Genomic DNA, 15,780 nt, shown 5'->3' on the forward strand with positions numbered 1-15,780 from the left:
TTTCGGTGCGGTGCGGGTGCTACCGGGACGAAAACCTCTTGATCACCGCTCGACTGCGGGGCCGGTCACTCGTCGGCGGGGTTGATGCGCTGCGTGCGGTGGGACTCGTCGTGCGGCGGCGCCGGAGGTTCGGCCGGCTGGCGGGGGATCGCCTGGGTGGGATCGGCCGAGGGCGGCTGCCCGAACGGGGGCCCGGCCGGCGGGGCCGGGTGGGGCGCCGGGTTCGCCGGCGGGGCCGGGTGCGGTGCGGCCGGGAACGGCGGGGCCGGCTGGCCGTACGGGGCGCCGTACTGCGTCGGGGCCGTCCAGCCGCCGGACTGGCCGGTGCCGGGCCAGCCCGGCTGGCCGGGCTGGCCAGGGTGGTTGGGCTGGCCAGGCTGGCCGGGCTGGCCGGGGTGCCCGCCGGGGTGGCCGGGGTGGCCGCCGGGCCACCCGGACTGCGGCTTGCCGTAGACGCCCGGCTGCGGCTTGGGCTTCGGCACGTAGTAGAGCGTGCGCCAGATCCGGTACACGGCGTACCCGGCGGTCACCAGGAGGGCCAGCCCGGCCAGCCGGGCCAGCACGCCGAGGAAGGCGTCCGTCACCTCACCCTCGGCGAGACGACCGAACGACCAGATCAGGAAGGTCAGCCCGCCGAGGGCGGTGCTGACCGCGTACTCCCCGACCGCCACCTGGGTGATCAGTTTCGCCCTGGGCAGGACCGGCCGCAGGTGCGTGGCGAGCAGCACCGCCAGCAGGGGCAGGACCACCGCCTCGATCCCGGCGAAGGCGAAGAACGCGCTGCCCGCGCGCCCGGTGAAGGTGCCGTACCCGGTCGGCGTCAGCAGTCGGATCAGGCCGACGAACAGGAAGACGGCGTTCGCGCCGAGGAGCACGAACGCGGCCGGTTCACGCAGCGGCCGGGTCAGCTGGCTGGCCGGCGTCGGATCGGTCGACGCCGGCTCGGCGGGGCTGGTCAAGAAGTCCCCCTTCGGGGCGGAAGCGGACAGATGCCGACGTGAGCCTAGTCTCCCGGATGGGCGGGGCCCCGGAGGCGGCGCGTACGCGAGGATGGTCGACATGCGCATCGTGGTTCTGACCGGCGGCATCGGCGGCGCCCGGTTCCTGCTCGGCGTCCGGGCGTACGCCCGGGAGGTCGGCGCCGAGGTGACCGCCGTGGTGAACGTGGGCGACGACCTCTATCTGCACGGGCTCAAGGTCTGCCCCGACCTGGACAGCGTCATGTACACGCTGGGCGGAGGCGCCGATCCCGAGCGCGGCTGGGGCCGCGTCGACGAGAGCTGGACGGTGAAGGAGGAACTGGCCGCGTACGGGGCGGAGCCCACCTGGTTCGGCCTCGGCGACAAGGACGTCGCCACGCACCTGGTCCGCACCACGATGATCGACGGCGGGTACCCGTTGCACCAGGTCACCGCGGCGCTGGCCAGCCGCTGGGAGCCCGGCGTGCGCCTGCTGCCGGCCACCGACGACCGCCTGGAGACCCACGTCGTCGTGGACGTGGACGGCGGCCAGCGGGCCATCCACTTCCAGGAGTGGTGGATCCGGTACCGGGCGGACCTGCCCACGCACCGGTTCGTCTTCGTCGGCGCGGAGACCGCGAAGCCGGCCCCCGGGGTGAGCGAGGCGATCGCCGGCGCCGACGTGGTGCTGATCGCGCCCAGCAACCCGGTGGTGAGCATCGCGCCGATCCTCGCCGTGCCCGGGCTGCGGGAAGCGGTCACCGACGGTCCCGCCCCGGTGGTCGGCGTGTCGCCGATCATCGGCGCCGCCCCGGTGCGCGGGATGGCCGACCGTTGCCTGGCCGTCCTCGGCGTCGAGTGCAGCGCGGCCGGCGTCGGCCGGCTCTACGGCGGACGCCCGGACGGCGGCCTGCTCGACGGCTGGCTGGTCGCGCCGGAGGACGCGGAGACGACGGTGCCGGGAGTGACCGTCCGCGCGGTGCCGCTGCGGATGACCGACGAGGCGGCGACGGCGGCCATGGTCCGCGCCGCGGTGGAGTTGACGTGAGGCTGGAGATCCTGCCGGTGCTCGGCATCGGCCACGTGTCCGAGGGCGACGACCTGGCCGCCATGATCACGACCGCCGCGCCCTGGCTGCGCGACGGGGACGTGCTGGTGGTGACCAGCAAGATCGTCTCGAAGGCGGAGGGGCGCCTCGTCGACGTCCCGGCGGACGGTCCGGAGCGGCTCGCCGCCCGGGCCGACGTCCTGGCCGCGGAGACCGCACGGGTGGTCGCCACCCGGGGCGCGACGCGCATCGTGCAGACGCACCACGGCTTCGTCATGGCCTCGGCCGGCATCGACGCCTCCAACGTGGACAAGACCCGGCTGGTGCTGCTGCCGGTCGACCCGGACGCGTCGGCCCGGGTGCTGCGCGCCGCGCTCCGCGAGCGGTACGACCTGGACGTGGCGGTGATCATCAGCGACACGATGGGGCGGCCCTGGCGCAACGGGCTCACCGACGTGGCGCTCGGTGTGGCCGGGATGGACGCCATCCGGGACCACCGGGGCGAGGTCGACCCGTACGGCAACGAGCTCGAACTCACCGAGATGGCGGTGGTCGACGAACTGGCCGGCGCCGGCGAGCTGATCAAGGGCAAGTGCGACCAGGTGCCGGTGGCGGTGGTCCGCGGCTACCTGGCCACCCCGGGTGCGGACGACGGAGCCGGCGCGAAGGCGCTGGTCCGGGACTCGTCGCTCGACCTGTTCTCGCTCGGCACCGCCGAGGCCCGGGCCGCGGGGCTGGCCGACGCCGCGGGCCTCGCCGACGGCACCGCGACCGCGCCGCCCGACCCGGCCGCGGTCGACCGGGCGATCGCCGCGGTGGCCCACGCGGTCGCGCCCGGCACGGTCTTCACCCACGTCACCGATCCGGAGGTACGCGGACGGCTCGTCGCCACCGTTCCCGACTGGCCCGCCGGGGCCACGACGCTGGTGCTCGGCTCCCCGGCGACCCCGGTCGATCCCTTCGGTCTGGTGCGGTTCGGGGCGGACGTGCACCGCCTCCGCGCCGCCCTGGCCGCCGAGGGCCTCCGATCGACCCTCCTGCCACCCCCACCCGGCACCCCCGCGACAGCAGCCCTGGCGCTCTGACCCGCGCCCGCACCCGTGGGGCCGGTCAGGCGTTCAGGACCGCGCGGCCCAGCGGGGTGATGGTGTGCAGGACGGTGTTTCGGTCGCGCTGGCTCACCAGCAGGCCGGCGTTGCGGAGCACGGTCGCGTGCTGGCTCGCGGCGGCGGCCGAGATGTCCAGGCGGCGGGCCACCTCCCCGGTGGTGCAGCCGCCGGTGCTCGCCTCGAGCACCGCGGCCCGGGTACGCCCGAGCAGCGCCGCCAAGGCGTCTCGCCCGGCGGCCGGCACGCCGTCCCCACCGGCGGCCGGTGCGAGCCCGCCCAGCCGGTCGACCGGATAGACCAGCACCGGGGGCAGCGCCGGGTCGAGCAGCGCCACCGGCGTACGCGCACAGAAGAACGACGGCACCAGCAGCAGCCCCCGGCCCTCGAGGTGCAGTTCCCGGCTGTGCGGGTAGTCGCGGACCTCCAGCACGCCCGACGCCCACCGCATCGCGGGGCGCAGGCTGGCGAGCAACCCCTCCACGCCGCCGTCGAGCAGGGCCCGGGCCCGCCGGTTGCGGTCGGCCTCCACCGCGGCCTGGATCCGCGGCCAGTACGGGCTGATCGCCAGGTCGCGGTACTGCTCCATGGACCGGGTCAGCTGCGCGAGCACCTCGGTCTCGCCCCGCGCCAGCGCGGACGCCGAGGCCGGCAGAGGGTTGGCGCCGGCGAGCAGGGCGACGTCCCGCCGGAGCATGGGCGCGGGAGTGCTGCGAACCGCGTCGAGCCCGGCGTCGAAGCCCGACACGCTCTCGTACGGGGTCAGGAAGTCGGGGAAGTAGCCGCGCGGCGGGTTGAGGGCGAAGAGCAGCCGCATCTGGTCGGCGGCGGTGTCCTGGCTGAGCCGTCGGGTGACGCTGCGCCGCCAGGTCGACATGAGCGGGTCACGGCTGCGGCCCTGAAGCAGATGCAGGCTCAGGACCAGTTCCCAGAGCGGGTCCGGTGCCAGCGCCACCCGGGTGCGGAGAATGTCCTCTCCGGTGAAGTAGATCCTCAGCATGGGCACTCCCGTGCCGGCGGCGGAGGGGGCACCGACGGCTTTTCGCACTCTACCTGGGCGGCAGTTATCACCACCTTTAAGCCTGAACTGAAAATCCTCGACGCCTCCCCGGCGGGTTGGGCATGCTTCCACTGCCCGGGCACGACACGCCGCACGGCGGGGTGTGGCCGGGCAACCCGGGGGCCGGGAACCGATCGGCGACCGGGTGGCACCACGAGGGTCTGCGGGCCGCACGTCCGCAGAGGTGCCGCCCGGCCGCCGACGTGTTCGCGGCCACCGCCCGGCCGCCGACTGGTTCGCGGCCACCGCCCGGTCAGCCTACCCAGAGCGCGACCCGGTGGTCCTCGTCCGTGACGTAGAAGCAGCTCCCGTCCAGCTCCGCGAGCCCCTCCACATGGTGGAACGGCGCCAGGTCCGCGACCAGTTCGCCGGTGACCAGGTGGCCCGCACCCGGCAGGCGGAAGCGGACGTGCCGGGAGGTGACGTCACCGCCGGCCGGGTGGTCCTCCAGCAGCACCGATCCCTTGCCGAGCGCGTCGATCGAACCGATCACCGCCGCGTACCCGCCGTCGGCGGTGGGCGCGACCGCCCGGAACCCGGTCAGCGCGCCGGGCGGCGTCACGCCGGTGAGGACGTACGCGCCGAGGGCCTCCGGCCAGACCGGCGCGGCGTCGAACATGCCCGGCACCCCGGCCAGCTCGACGAGGATCGGCTCGCCGGCGGCGGTGACCGGGAACCGCAGCCCGAGCAGCGCCGTACCGGCCGGGGTGAACGCGACGGCCTCCACGTTCAGCGGCAGGTCGTCGGGGACCAGCCGGTCGACCCAGCCCTTGGACCGGGCGGTGCCCCGGGCCACGGTCTCGCCGATGAACCGGGACCGGACCCGCTCCCCCGACGGGAGCGGGGTGAACGGCGCCTTGAGCAGGGCGTCGTTGACCGCCCGGTGGACCCGGAACCGGTTGCGCACCACCTGCACCGGCAGCCGGCCACCCACCGCGTCGTCCTCCCGGAACCGGGCCACGAACGCCCGGCGCGGGCGCAGCGGACCGGCCTTGGAACCGAAGTGCGAGCCGAAGACGTACACCCAGCCGTCGTGGTGGGCGAGGGCCTCGCCGTCCTCGGTGCGGCCGTTCTCCGGCCCGGCGTCGGCGGCCACGTGGTGCGCCGTCCAGGTGCCGTCGTCGAGTTCGAGGAGCAGAGCCAGGCAGTGCTCGACCGGGCCCTCGTCGAGGACGGTCCAGAAGCCGCGCCGGGCGCCGTGCGCCCGCAGCAGGGCCGTGGAGTGCACGGGGAGCAGGTCGCTGGCCTCGTTACCGGCCACCACGAACTCCAGGAGTCGCAACGTCACCGCGCCAGCGTACGAAGACCCCGCACGTAAGGTGTCCAGGTGCCCGCGGATGAAAGGAAGGGCCCCTTGTTAACGCCTGACGTAGTAAAAGGGTCCCTTCCTAACACGGAGCTGCACGCCGACGCCGTCGCTGTGCTGCGCGGCTGGACACCCACCTCGGCCGCCGCCGCGGACGCCCGGGACCGCACCCTCGACCTGCTGGCCGCCGGGCCGGTCGCGATGAGCCGCGAACACCGGGCCGGGCACGTCACGGCGAGCGCGCTCGTGCTGGACGCCACCGGCGAGCGGGTGCTGCTCTGCCTGCACGGCAAGTTCCAACGGTGGGTGCAGCTCGGTGGGCACTGCGAGCCCGGCGACCGTACGCTGGCCGCCGCCGCCCTGCGCGAGGCGACCGAGGAGTCCGGACTGGCCGGTCTTCGGATCGACCCGGTGCCGATCGACGTGGACGTCCACCCGGTCGGCTGTCAGGGCGGCTCGTTCCACCACGACGTACGCTTCGCCGTCCTCGCGCCGCCCGGCGCGCAGGCCCGGGTCAGCGAGGAGTCCGAGGACCTGGGCTGGTTCCCGCCGGACCGGCTGCCGGAGCCGCTGGCCGGCGGCACCACCCAGTTGATCGCGCCCGCGCTGGCGGCACTCAGACGAGCCCCTCTTCGCCCCGTTCCTTGAGCTCGTCGACGATCTTCTTGACGTCCTGGGCCCGGTCGCGCGGGCACACCAGCAGCGCGTCCGGGGTGTCGACCACGATCAGGTCGCGCACCCCGACGGTGGCGACGAGGCGACCGGAGTACGGAACGACCACCAGGTTCGCGCTGTCCCGCAGGAGAACACCCGGCTTCGCGTCTCCGCCGAGCACGACGTTGCCGTCCTGGTCGGCCGGCAGCACCTCGCCGAGCGTGTGGAAGTCGCCGACGTCGTTCCACCCGAAGTCGCCGGGCACGGTCGCCACCTTGCCGGCCGTCGCCGCGCCCTCCATCACCGCGTAGTCCACCGAGATCTTCGGCAGCGTCGGCCAGACCGTGCCCAGCACGTCGTCCTGGTCCTCGGTGCCCCACGCCCCGGCGATCGCGGCGATGCCCGCGTGCAGGGCCGGCTGCTGGCGGGCCAGCTCGGCGAGGAAGACGTCGACCCGCCAGACGAACATGCTGGCGTTCCAGAGGTGCCGCCCGGACCGCAGGTACGCCTCGGCCACGTCGGCGCCCGGCTTCTCCTTGAACTCGGCCACCGGCCGCAGCGGCCCGTCACCGGCCGGCTCCCCGGTCTCCAGGTAGCCGTAGCCAGTCTCCGCGCGGGTGGGGGTGATCCCCACCGTCATCAGCAGCCCCTGCTCGGCGCCGCGGACCGCCTGGCGGACGGTCTCCCGCCACCGCTCCGGGTCGCCGATCAGGTGGTCGGCCGCGAACGACCCCATCACCGCCGTCGGCTCCCGCCGCGCGATCACCGCGGCGGCCAGGGCGATCGCCGCGCACGAGTCCCGCGGCGACGGTTCGACCAGGATGTTCTCCTCCGGCAGCACGGACAGCTGACGCGCCACCGCGGTGACGTGCGCCGCCCCCGTCACCACGAGCGTGCGCTCCGGCGTGGTCAACGGACCGAGCCGATCCACGGTCGCCTGGAGCAGCGACGCGGCGGTGCCGGTGAGCGGGTGGAGGAACTTCGGGTGCCCGGCGCGGGACAGCGGCCACAGCCTGGTGCCGCTGCCTCCCGCCGGGATGACGGCGTAAATCACCGGGACATCATGCCCGACGCCGCAAGCGGGGGTCGGGCGGTCACCCCCACGGAACCCGCGCTCACGCCCGCGCCCGGGACCAGGCCGCGATGTGCACCTCGGCGCTGGACTCCCAGGTGAACTCCTTGGCCCGGTCGAAGCCGGCCTTCGCGAGCGCCAGCCGGCGCGGCTCGTCGTCGAGCAGCGCGGCCAGGTCGGTCGCGATCTGGTCCGGCGCCTCGCTGGTGTACGCGACCGCGTCGCCACCCACCTCCGGCAGCGAGAGCCGGGGGGTGGTGAGCACCGGCGCGGCGCACGCCATCGCCTCCAGGATCGGCAGGCCGAAGCCCTCGCCGTACGACGGGTAGGCCGCGACGAGCGCCCCGCCGAGGAAGCCCGGCAGGTCGGCGTACCGCAGGTAGCCGGGGCGGAGCAGCCGCAGGTGCGACGGAACCTCGGCCACCGCGCGGTCGATGTCGTCGTCGTGGCCCTGACCGCCGGCGATCACCAGGGCGGGCGGGTTCTCCCGGTCGGCGACGGCGCGGGCCCAACCCCGGATCAGGTTGGGGACGTTCTTGCGGGGCTCCTTCGCCCCGAGGAAGGCGATGTAGCTCTGGCTGCCGAGCCCCAGCCGGGCCCGGACCCGGGCCTTCTCCTCCTCGCCCGGCGCGTGGAACGCGGCGTGGTCCACACCGTGGTACGCGACGTCGATGCGGGTCGGGTCGGCGTCCAGCAGCCGGATCAGCTCGTCCCGGGTGGCCTTGCTCGGCACGATCACCCGGTCGGCCCGGCGCAGCGAGGTCTTGATCGCGCTGCGGAAGAAGGTGCGGCGACTCTTGTCGTAGTGCTCCGGCTCGGTGAAGAACGTCGCGTCGTGCACGGTCACCGTGACCGGACAACCGGCACGCAGCGGGCAGGTGTAGAAGGGCGAGTGCAGCACCTGCGCGCCGACCTGCTGGGCGAGCAGCGGCAGGCCGGTCTGCTCCCAGGCGAGCCGGGCGGGGCGGTGCGCGACGGCGGCCGGCGCCGGGATGATCTCCGCGCCGGGCAGCATGCGGGTGTAGCGCTCGAGATCGGTGCGGAGACTGACCACCGCCAGGTCCACGCCCGACCCGCACACCTTGCCGAGCGCACCGAGCAGGCCGTCGACGTATCTACCGACGCCGCCGCGGTCGGCGGGGACACTCGTGGCGTCGATGAGCACGCGGGGCGGTCGGCCGGCGGTCACGGGGCGACTCCTTGAAACTGGCGGGCCTGTGGGGAACAACACTCCGGGGGCAAGCCTACGCCGGGCCCCCCGGTGGGCAATGACTGCGACCCGACGGTACGCCGACCTGGAGAGTGTCGGGTAGCCGCACGCCGGCAGTCTCTCGGTCGTCGCCATCTTCTACGGCCGGCGGGGGCGTATCGTTCGCGCCGATGGCCGACAACATTGCCCGGGTGTTCGCCGCCGCGACCGCGCCCGACCCGACCCGACCGCTGCTGACCTGGTACGACGACGCGACCGGTGAACGGACCGAGCTCTCCGGAGCGACCTGCGCGAACTGGGTGGCCAAGACGGCGAACCTGCTCGTCGACGGGCTGGGCCTCGGGCCCGGCGACACGGCCGCGGTGCTGCTGCCGCCGCACTGGCAGACCGCCGCCGTCCTGCTCGGCACCTGGTCGGCCGGCCTGGGCGTGGCCGGGGATCCGGGCGACGTGGACGTCCTCTTCGTCGCCGCCGGCCGGCTGGCCGAGGCGGACGCGTGGTCCGCCGGCGACCGCTACGTCCTCGCCCTGGACCCGTTCGCCCTGCCGATGCGGCAGGTCCCGCCAGGCTTCGCCGACTTCGTGTCCGAGGTACGCGTGCACGGCGACCACTTCACCCCGTACGCCGCCGGCGGGGAGGAGCCGGTGGAGCGCGCGCGGCGACGCGCGGACGAACTCGGCATCGCCCGCGACGACCGCGTCCTGATCGACACGGGGGCGTACCCCGATCCGGTCGACTGGCTGCTCGCCCCGCTGGCGGCCGGCGCCAGCACGGTCCTCTGCGCCAACCTCGACCCCGCCCGCGTCGAGTCCCGCGCTGCGGCGGAGCAGGTCACCCGCACCGTCGGCCGGACCTGAGCCTGGTCAGGCCGGGGTGGACTGGTCGTGCTCGGCGCGGCGTTGGGTCGCCAGGGCGGCGAACGCCGTCAGGGACTCCGGGTTCGCCAGGGCGCCCTTCGCGGCGGCGCTGTCGACCGGGGTACCCGTGAGGATCTTCTTGACCGGGACCTCCAGCTTCTTCGCCGACAGGGTGCGCGGGACGGCCCGGACCTGGTGGATCTCGTCGGGCACGTGCCGGGGCGACAGGGCGGTACGCAGCTCGCGGCAGATCTTCGCGCGAAGCGCGTCGTCCAGGTCGAGCCCCTCCGCGAGCACCACGAAGAGCAGCAGTTCGCCGGCGCCACCCTCGTCGTCCTCCAGGTGGACGACGACCGAGTCGACGACCTCGTCCAGCCCTTCCACCACCGAGTAGAACTCGGCGGTGCCGAGGCGGACGCCGCCCCGGTTCAAGGTGGCGTCGGAGCGGCCGGTGATCACGCAGCCGCCGCGCTCGTTGATCGTGATCCAGTCGCCGTGCCGCCAGACCCCGGGGTAGACGTCGAAGTACGCCTCGCGGTAGCGGCTGCCGTCGGGGTCGTTCCAGAAACCCACCGGCATGCTCGGCATCGGCTCGGTGATGACCAGCTCACCCAACTCCCCGATGACCGGGGTGCCGTCGCCCGAGCGGGCCTCCACCTTCGCCCCGAGCGCCCGGCAGGCGATCTCGCCCGCGTACACCGGCAGCAGCGGCACGCCGCCGACGAAGCCGGTACAGACGTCGGTGCCGCCGGAGAGCGACTGGAGCTGGAGGTGGTCGCCGACGTGCTCGTACACCCAGGTGAAGCCCTCGGCGGGCAGCGGCGCACCGGTCGAGCCGAGGCCGCGCAGCGCGGACAGGTCGGCGATCTCCTTCGGGGCCAGCCCGGCCTTGCGGCAGGCCAGCAGGAACGGGGCCGAGGTGCCGAGGTACGTGGTGCCGGTGTCCGCCGCGAGTCGCCACAGCGCCCCGAGGTCGGGGTGGCCGGGGTTGCCGTCGAAGAGCACGATCGCCGCGCCCACCGCCGGCCCGGACACCAGGAAGTTCCACATCATCCAGCCGGTCGTGGTGAACCAGAAGAACCGGTCGGCCGGGCCGAGGTCGTGGTGCAGCGCGAGCATCTTCAGGTGCTCCAGCAGGATGCCCCCGTGGCCGTGCACGATCGGCTTGGGCAGGCCGGTGGTGCCGGAGGAGTAGAGCACGTAGAGCGGGTGGTCGAACGGCACCGGCGTGAAGGTCAGCGGCTCGTCGGTCTCGGCGGCCAGGTCCGCCCAGGTGAGCGCGCCCTCGGGCGCGGTCGTCATCCGGTCCGCAGCGCCGTCGAGCGGCGCGGAGGCCGCATCATGGCCGTCTGCGCCGGCCGGATTCAGGTACGCGATGCCGACGGTGTGCCGCAGTGACGGCAGCGCGGCGCGGATGGCGGCCACCTCGGCGCGCCGGTCCACCGGCTTGTCGCCGTAGCGGTAGCCGTCCACGGCGACCAGGACCTTCGGCTCGATCTGCTGCCAGCGGTCGGTGACGCTGCGGGTGCCGAACTCGGGCGCGCACGAGGAGAAGACGGCGCCGAGGCTGGCGGTGGCCAGCAGCAGCACGTACGTCTCGGGGATGTTCGGCGCGTACGCGGCCACCCGGTCGCCGGTGCCGACGCCGAGCCGGCGCAGCCCGGCGGCGACCCGGCGGACCTGCTCCCGCAGCCCGGCGGCGGTGAGCGTGGCGGGCGACCGGGTCTGCCCGTGCGCGATCACCACCGGGTCGTCGTCCGCGCGGCCGGGCATGCGCAGCACGTTCTCGGCGTAGTTGAGGGTGGCGTCGGGGAACCAGCGCGCGCCGGGCATGCCCCGGTCGGCGAGCGTGGCGCTGGGCGGGGTGTGTGCCACCACCTCGAAGTGGTCCCAGATCGACTGCCAGAAGGCGGGCAGGTCGGTGACCGACCACTGCCACAGCGCGTCGTAGTCGGCGAAGTCGAGCCCCCGGTGCTCGCGCAGCCAGCGCAGGTAGTTCCCGATCCGGGACCGCTCACGGACGTCCGCCGGCGGCGTCCACAGCACGTCACCCACTGCTCCACCCTCCCTCGGGCCCCGGCACGACGCTGTGCATGGGCCGTGGCGCCATCTTGCCCTACCTCGCAGCGCCATTCTCCGCACCCGGCCCCGGCCGGCGCACGTGCCGGGCCCACATGCCCGAGTGCCACCCTGTGTGGGTCGCGCGGCCTACAGGTGTTAACAAGGGGCCCCTCCTCTACCGGCGGCGTTAACAAGGGGCCCTTCCTTGCACCTCAGCCGGCGCGGTGGGCTTGGATGGCGCGGCGGCGGGCGAGCCGGTGGGCGCGGCGGATCTCCGCCTCCCGGAAGCGCCGCTCGTCCTCGACGGTCTCCGGCAGCACTGGCGGGATCATCCGCGGTGTGCCGCCGACGTCGACGCCGACGAACACCAGGTACGCCGTCGCGACCCGGACCGCCTGGTCCTCGGCCGAGTCCCACCGCTCGGCGGTGACCCGTACGCCGACCTCCATCGAGGTCTGCCCGGTCCAGTTGACCTGGGCGTACGCGTGCACGAGGTCACCCACCCGCACCGCTTCCGAGAAGACGATCTCGTCGATGGCCGCGGTCACCGCCGTCCCGCCGCTGTGCCGCGCCGCCGCGGCCCCCGCCACGTCGTCGACGAACTTCATCAGCACGCCGCCGTGCACCGTGCCGTAGAGGTTCACGTCGACGGCGGTCATGATCCGGCTCAGGGTCACCCGGGAGTACGAGGTCGGCTTCCCTGGCGGCGTGGTGGAGGGGTGCTCGGTCATGACGGAAACGGTACGGTGCGCGGATGCGACATCTCTGGAGCTTCCTCGCCGGGTTGGTGGTGGCGCCCGTCACCTGGGTCCTGGTCACCCTCGGGCAGGACGGTTCGGCCCGCACCGTCGCCCGCTGGGTGGAGATCGGTAGTTTCAACTCGGCCAACCTCATCGAGCCGGCCGTCTGGCTGGCCGTGGGCGGCATCCTGCTCGGGCTGCTCGGCACCCTGCGGGTCTCGCCGGTCGGCCCGCTGGTCGCGGGGCTGCTGCTCGCCGCCCCGTACGTGGGGACGTTCGTCGCACCGTTCACCGTGCGCGACCGGATCCCAGACGGGTGGAAGGTCCTCGGTGACCCGCTCCCGCTGCGGCTGCCGGTGGAGAACGGGACGCTCTTCCTCCTCGGCCTGATGCTGATGATGGCCGCCTTCAGCGGGCAGCGCTGGCGGCAGTGGCCACGGCCGGAGGCCGGGGCGGAGCTGACCCCGGTGGACGGCCCGCAGCGGACGAACTTCACCCTCAGCGACTGGCCGACGACGTCGGAGCGGGACACGGCCCCGATGACGCTCGGCTACCCCGACCCGACGCCGACGGAGCCGCTGCCCCGCCGGGCGAGCGGCGAGTCGCCGTGGTCGGCTCCGCCGCGCGGCGCGAGCCGGCCGGACGACACGACCACCGAACTGCGCTGACCGTGCGGGCGGGCCGGGACGACCGGCCCGCCCCCGACCGTCAGCCCTTGAGCAGCTGGCGGGCCATCACGATGCGCTGCACCTGGTTGGTGCCCTCGTAGATCTGGGTGATCTTCGCGTCGCGCATCATCCGCTCGACCGGGTAGTCCCGGGTGTAGCCGTACCCGCCCAGCAGCTGGACGGCGTCGGTGGTGATCTCCATGGCGGCGTCGGAGGCGAAGCACTTGGCCGCCGCGCCGAAGTACGTCAGGTCGGCGTCGCCCCGCTCGGACTTGCCGGCCGCCGTGTACGTCAGCTGCCGCGCCGCCTCCAGCTTCATGCCCATGTCGGCGATCATGAACTGGATGCCCTGGAAGTCGGCGACCGGCTTGCCGAACTGCTTGCGCTCCTGGACGTACCCCAGGGCGTAGTCGAGCGCGCCCTGGGCGATGCCGACGGCCTGGGCGGCGATGGTGACCCGGGTGTGGTCCAGGGTCTTCATGGCGGTGGCGAAGCCGGTGCCCTCCGCGCCGATCATGCGGTCGGCCGGGATGCGGACGTTGTCCAGGTACACCTCGCGGGTCGGCGACCCCTTGATGCCGAGCTTCTTCTCCGGCGCACCGAAGCTGACCCCGGAGTCCGACTTCTCGACGACGAAGGCCGAGATGCCCCGGGACCGCGCGGACGGGTCGGTGACGGCGAAGACCGTGTAGAACTCGGACACCCCGGCGTTGGTGATCCACCGCTTCACGCCGTTGAGCACCCAGTGGTCGCCGTCGCGGACCGCCCGGGTGGTCATCGAGGCGGCGTCGCTGCCGGCCTCCGGCTCGGAAAGGCAGTACGAGAACATCGCGTCGCCGGACGCGACCTGGGTCAGGTACTTCCGCTTGAGCTCCTCGGAGCCGGCCAGGATCAGCGGCATGGTGCCGAGCTTGTTGACCGCCGGGATGAGCGAGGACGAGCCGCAGGCACGGGCGACCTCCTCGATCACGATGGCGGTGGCCAGGGCGTCCGCCCCGGCGCCGCCGTACTCGACCGGGATGTGCGGTGCGTGGAAGTCGGCCGCCCGCAGGGCGTCGTACGACGCCTTCGGGAACTCGCCGGTCTCGTCGGCCTCGGCGGCGTGCGGAGCCACCTTGGCGGCACAGACCTCACGGACCGCCTCCCGGACCGCCTGGTACTCGTCGGTAAGCCGGTAGACGTCGAATGATTGCTCTGCGGCCATGTCGGCCCCTCCCCTTCACGGCTATCATGCGCAGTCTGTAGCGTCACACGGCCGCGGACAGCGCAGACTGAAGGATAGCGACCACGGTCCGGGCGATGTTACCGCCGCGTAGGGCTGGGGTCTTCCACACCTCCGACCTGCCGGCGACCATGACAGGACAGGACGAATACCACTACCACCTCCGGTGCCCTGGCAGGCGCCGCAGCAGGATGCGACGCTACGAGCGGCGCCAGTGCGAGCGGAGAAGACAGGCGTGACGATCCCCTACCCGAACAGCCAGCCGATGCCTCCCATCGGCGCGGTGACGCCGCCCTCGGGCGCCGCCCGTCCCCGGGTGACCTTCCTCGGCACCGGCTATCTCGGCGCGACGTACGCCATCTGTTACGCCGAACTGGGGTACGACGTGCTCGGCTTCGACGTCGACGCCGACAAGATCGCCATGCTCAACGCGGGCGAGGTGCCGATCCACGAGCCGGGCCTCGACGAGCTGCTCAAGCGCAACCTCGCGGCCGGGCGGCTGCGGTTCAGCACCGACATGGCCGAGACCGCCGACTTCGGCGACGTGCACTTCATCTGCGTGGGCACCCCCCAGCGCGCCGACGGCATGGGCGCCGACCTGTCGTACGTCGAGGCCGCCGTCACCAGCCTGGCCCAGCACCTCACCCGCAAGGCGCTGATCGTCGGCAAGTCGACCGTGCCGGTCGGCACGGCCGAGTGGGTCGAGCAGCTCGTGAGCAAGCACACACCGGCTGACCTCGGCGTCGAGGTGGCGTGGAGCCCCGAGTTCCTCCAGGAGGGCTTCGCCGTCGACGACGTGCTGCGACCCAACCGGATCGTGGTGGGCGTCAAGAGCGAGTGGGCCAACGGCATGCTCTACGCCGCCCACAAGGGCGTCTTCGACCTGGCCGCGACCGAGGACCGCGAGGTGCCCCTGGTGGTCACCGACTTCGCCACCGCCGAGCTGGTGAAGGTCGCCGCGAACGCCTTCCTCGCCACCAAGATCTCGTTCATCAACGCGATGGCCGAGGTCTGCGAGGCGTCCGGCGGCGACGTGACCCACCTCGCCCGGGCGATCGGCTTCGACCCCCGGATCGGCAACCGGTTCCTCCAGGCCGGTCTCGGCTTCGGCGGCGCCTGCCTGCCCAAGGACATCCGGGCCTTCCAGGCCCGGGCGCAGGAGCTGGGCGCCGGCGAGGCGCTGCGCTTCCTGCACGAGGTCGACCTGATCAACCTGCGCCGCCGCACCCGCGTCGTGCAGCTCGCCGCGGACCTGCTCGGCCGCCGCTCCGGCCCGGCCGGCCCCGACCTGTCCGGCACGAGGATCGGGGTGCTGGGTGCGACCTTCAAGCCCAACACCGACGACGTCCGCGACGCGCCCGCCCTCGCGGTGGCGTCGCTGCTCCGCAAGGCCGGCGCCGACGTGCACGTCTACGACCCGCAGGGCATGGAGCGCGCCCGCGCGGTGGCGCCCGAGCTGACCTACGAGCCGGGCGTCAGCGAGGCGGTGACCGGCGCCGACCTGGTCTGCGTCCTGACCGAGTGGGCCGACTTCCGCAACGCCGACCCGGTGGCTCTCGGCGAGCTGGTCGCCGGCCGCAAGGTGGTCGACGGCCGCAACTGCCTCGACCCGACACTGTGGACGCAGGCCGGCTGGGAGTACCGCGGCATGGGCCGGCCCTGACACCTGCCTGACCTCGCCTGACGGCCGGTCGCGCGGGCTCTGCCGCGGCCGGCCGTCATCGGGTACGCCGACGGTCGTCACCCCGGACCCGCCGACAACGGTCGAAATCCACGCCAGCTTTGGGCATGCTGCGACAGTGGAGGTCCACAGTGCG

Annotated in this window: 14 protein-coding genes; 6 read left to right on the forward strand and 8 right to left on the reverse strand. The window is 73.7% G+C overall.

Features of this window, described 5'->3' with window-relative positions; genetic code table 11:
• Window positions 1-65: 65 nt before the first annotated feature.
• Window positions 66-959, reverse strand: coding sequence for a hypothetical protein (locus ACN26Y_RS03085; protein ID WP_422734261.1), 894 nt, complete (start codon window positions 957-959; stop codon window positions 66-68).
• A gap of 100 nt (window positions 960-1,059) precedes the next feature.
• Here ACN26Y_RS03085 and cofD point away from each other — a divergent pair, with 100 nt between their 5' ends.
• Window positions 1,060-2,007 (forward strand): 2-phospho-L-lactate transferase, encoded by a 948-nt coding sequence (gene cofD / locus ACN26Y_RS03090; protein ID WP_422734262.1) that lies wholly within the window; start codon window positions 1,060-1,062, stop codon window positions 2,005-2,007.
• On the forward strand, window positions 2,004-3,092 hold the full coding sequence (locus tag ACN26Y_RS03095) for a coenzyme F420-0:L-glutamate ligase (RefSeq protein ID WP_422734263.1): 1,089 nt from the start codon (window positions 2,004-2,006) through the stop codon (window positions 3,090-3,092). Before cofD ends, ACN26Y_RS03095 begins: the two co-directional genes overlap by 4 nt.
• A gap of 25 nt (window positions 3,093-3,117) precedes the next feature.
• Here the strand turns inward: ACN26Y_RS03095 and ACN26Y_RS03100 are convergent, their stop codons facing one another.
• The gene (locus ACN26Y_RS03100; RefSeq protein ID WP_422734264.1) at window positions 3,118-4,113 is read right to left on the reverse strand and encodes a transcriptional regulator; all 996 of its coding nucleotides are present in this window, start codon (window positions 4,111-4,113) and stop codon (window positions 3,118-3,120) included.
• Window positions 4,114-4,426: 313 nt separating this feature from the next.
• Window positions 4,427-5,461, reverse strand: a complete 1,035-nt coding sequence (locus tag ACN26Y_RS03105; RefSeq protein ID WP_422734265.1) for a hypothetical protein — start codon at window positions 5,459-5,461, stop codon at window positions 4,427-4,429.
• 66 nt (window positions 5,462-5,527) lie between these two features.
• Between ACN26Y_RS03105 and ACN26Y_RS03110 the strand changes: the two genes are divergently transcribed.
• Window positions 5,528-6,127 (forward strand): NUDIX hydrolase, encoded by a 600-nt coding sequence (locus ACN26Y_RS03110; RefSeq protein ID WP_422734894.1) that lies wholly within the window; start codon window positions 5,528-5,530, stop codon window positions 6,125-6,127.
• On the opposite strand, the gene ACN26Y_RS03115 is transcribed toward ACN26Y_RS03110, so the two are convergent.
• The gene (locus ACN26Y_RS03115; RefSeq protein ID WP_422734266.1) at window positions 6,096-7,187 is read right to left on the reverse strand and encodes a mannose-1-phosphate guanylyltransferase; all 1,092 of its coding nucleotides are present in this window, start codon (window positions 7,185-7,187) and stop codon (window positions 6,096-6,098) included. The two genes, ACN26Y_RS03110 and ACN26Y_RS03115, sit on opposite strands and share 32 nt — an antisense overlap.
• Window positions 7,188-7,248: 61 nt before the next feature.
• Complete coding sequence (locus ACN26Y_RS03120; RefSeq protein WP_422734267.1) at window positions 7,249-8,394, reverse strand: glycosyltransferase family 4 protein; 1,146 nt, start codon at window positions 8,392-8,394, stop codon at window positions 7,249-7,251.
• A 191-nt stretch (window positions 8,395-8,585) separates the two neighbouring features.
• Between ACN26Y_RS03120 and ACN26Y_RS03125 the strand changes: the two genes are divergently transcribed.
• Entirely contained in the window at window positions 8,586-9,272 is a 687-nt protein-coding gene (locus tag ACN26Y_RS03125; protein WP_366600053.1) for a TIGR03089 family protein, read from the forward strand.
• A gap of 6 nt (window positions 9,273-9,278) precedes the next feature.
• Here the strand turns inward: ACN26Y_RS03125 and ACN26Y_RS03130 are convergent, their stop codons facing one another.
• Both ACN26Y_RS03130 and ACN26Y_RS03135 read right to left on the reverse strand, forming a co-directional pair.
• A complete protein-coding gene (locus ACN26Y_RS03130; protein WP_422734268.1) occupies window positions 9,279-11,327 on the reverse strand; it encodes an acetoacetate--CoA ligase in 2,049 nt (682 codons plus the stop codon).
• A 218-nt stretch (window positions 11,328-11,545) separates the two neighbouring features.
• Window positions 11,546-12,064, reverse strand: a complete 519-nt coding sequence (locus ACN26Y_RS03135; RefSeq protein ID WP_422734269.1) for an acyl-CoA thioesterase — start codon at window positions 12,062-12,064, stop codon at window positions 11,546-11,548.
• Window positions 12,065-12,087: 23 nt separating this feature from the next.
• Here ACN26Y_RS03135 and ACN26Y_RS03140 point away from each other — a divergent pair, with 23 nt between their 5' ends.
• Window positions 12,088-12,741 carry a hypothetical protein gene (locus ACN26Y_RS03140; RefSeq protein WP_422734270.1) on the forward strand — a complete coding sequence of 218 codons (654 nt, stop codon included), beginning with the start codon at window positions 12,088-12,090 and terminating at the stop codon, window positions 12,739-12,741.
• A 40-nt stretch (window positions 12,742-12,781) separates the two neighbouring features.
• Here ACN26Y_RS03140 and ACN26Y_RS03145 read toward each other — a convergent pair whose 3' ends face one another.
• Window positions 12,782-13,945: an acyl-CoA dehydrogenase family protein gene (locus ACN26Y_RS03145; protein ID WP_422734271.1), complete on the reverse strand. Its 1,164-nt coding sequence runs from the start codon at window positions 13,943-13,945 to the stop codon at window positions 12,782-12,784.
• Window positions 13,946-14,198: 253 nt separating this feature from the next.
• On the opposite strand from ACN26Y_RS03145, the gene ACN26Y_RS03150 reads away from it, so the two are divergent.
• The gene (locus ACN26Y_RS03150; protein ID WP_422734272.1) at window positions 14,199-15,626 is read left to right on the forward strand and encodes a UDP-glucose dehydrogenase family protein; all 1,428 of its coding nucleotides are present in this window, start codon (window positions 14,199-14,201) and stop codon (window positions 15,624-15,626) included.
• Window positions 15,627-15,780: the final 154 nt, after the last annotated feature.

It is taken from the genome of Micromonospora sp. WMMD558 (assembly GCF_049315255.1).
Classification (GTDB): Bacteria; Actinomycetota; Actinomycetes; order Mycobacteriales; family Micromonosporaceae; genus Micromonospora.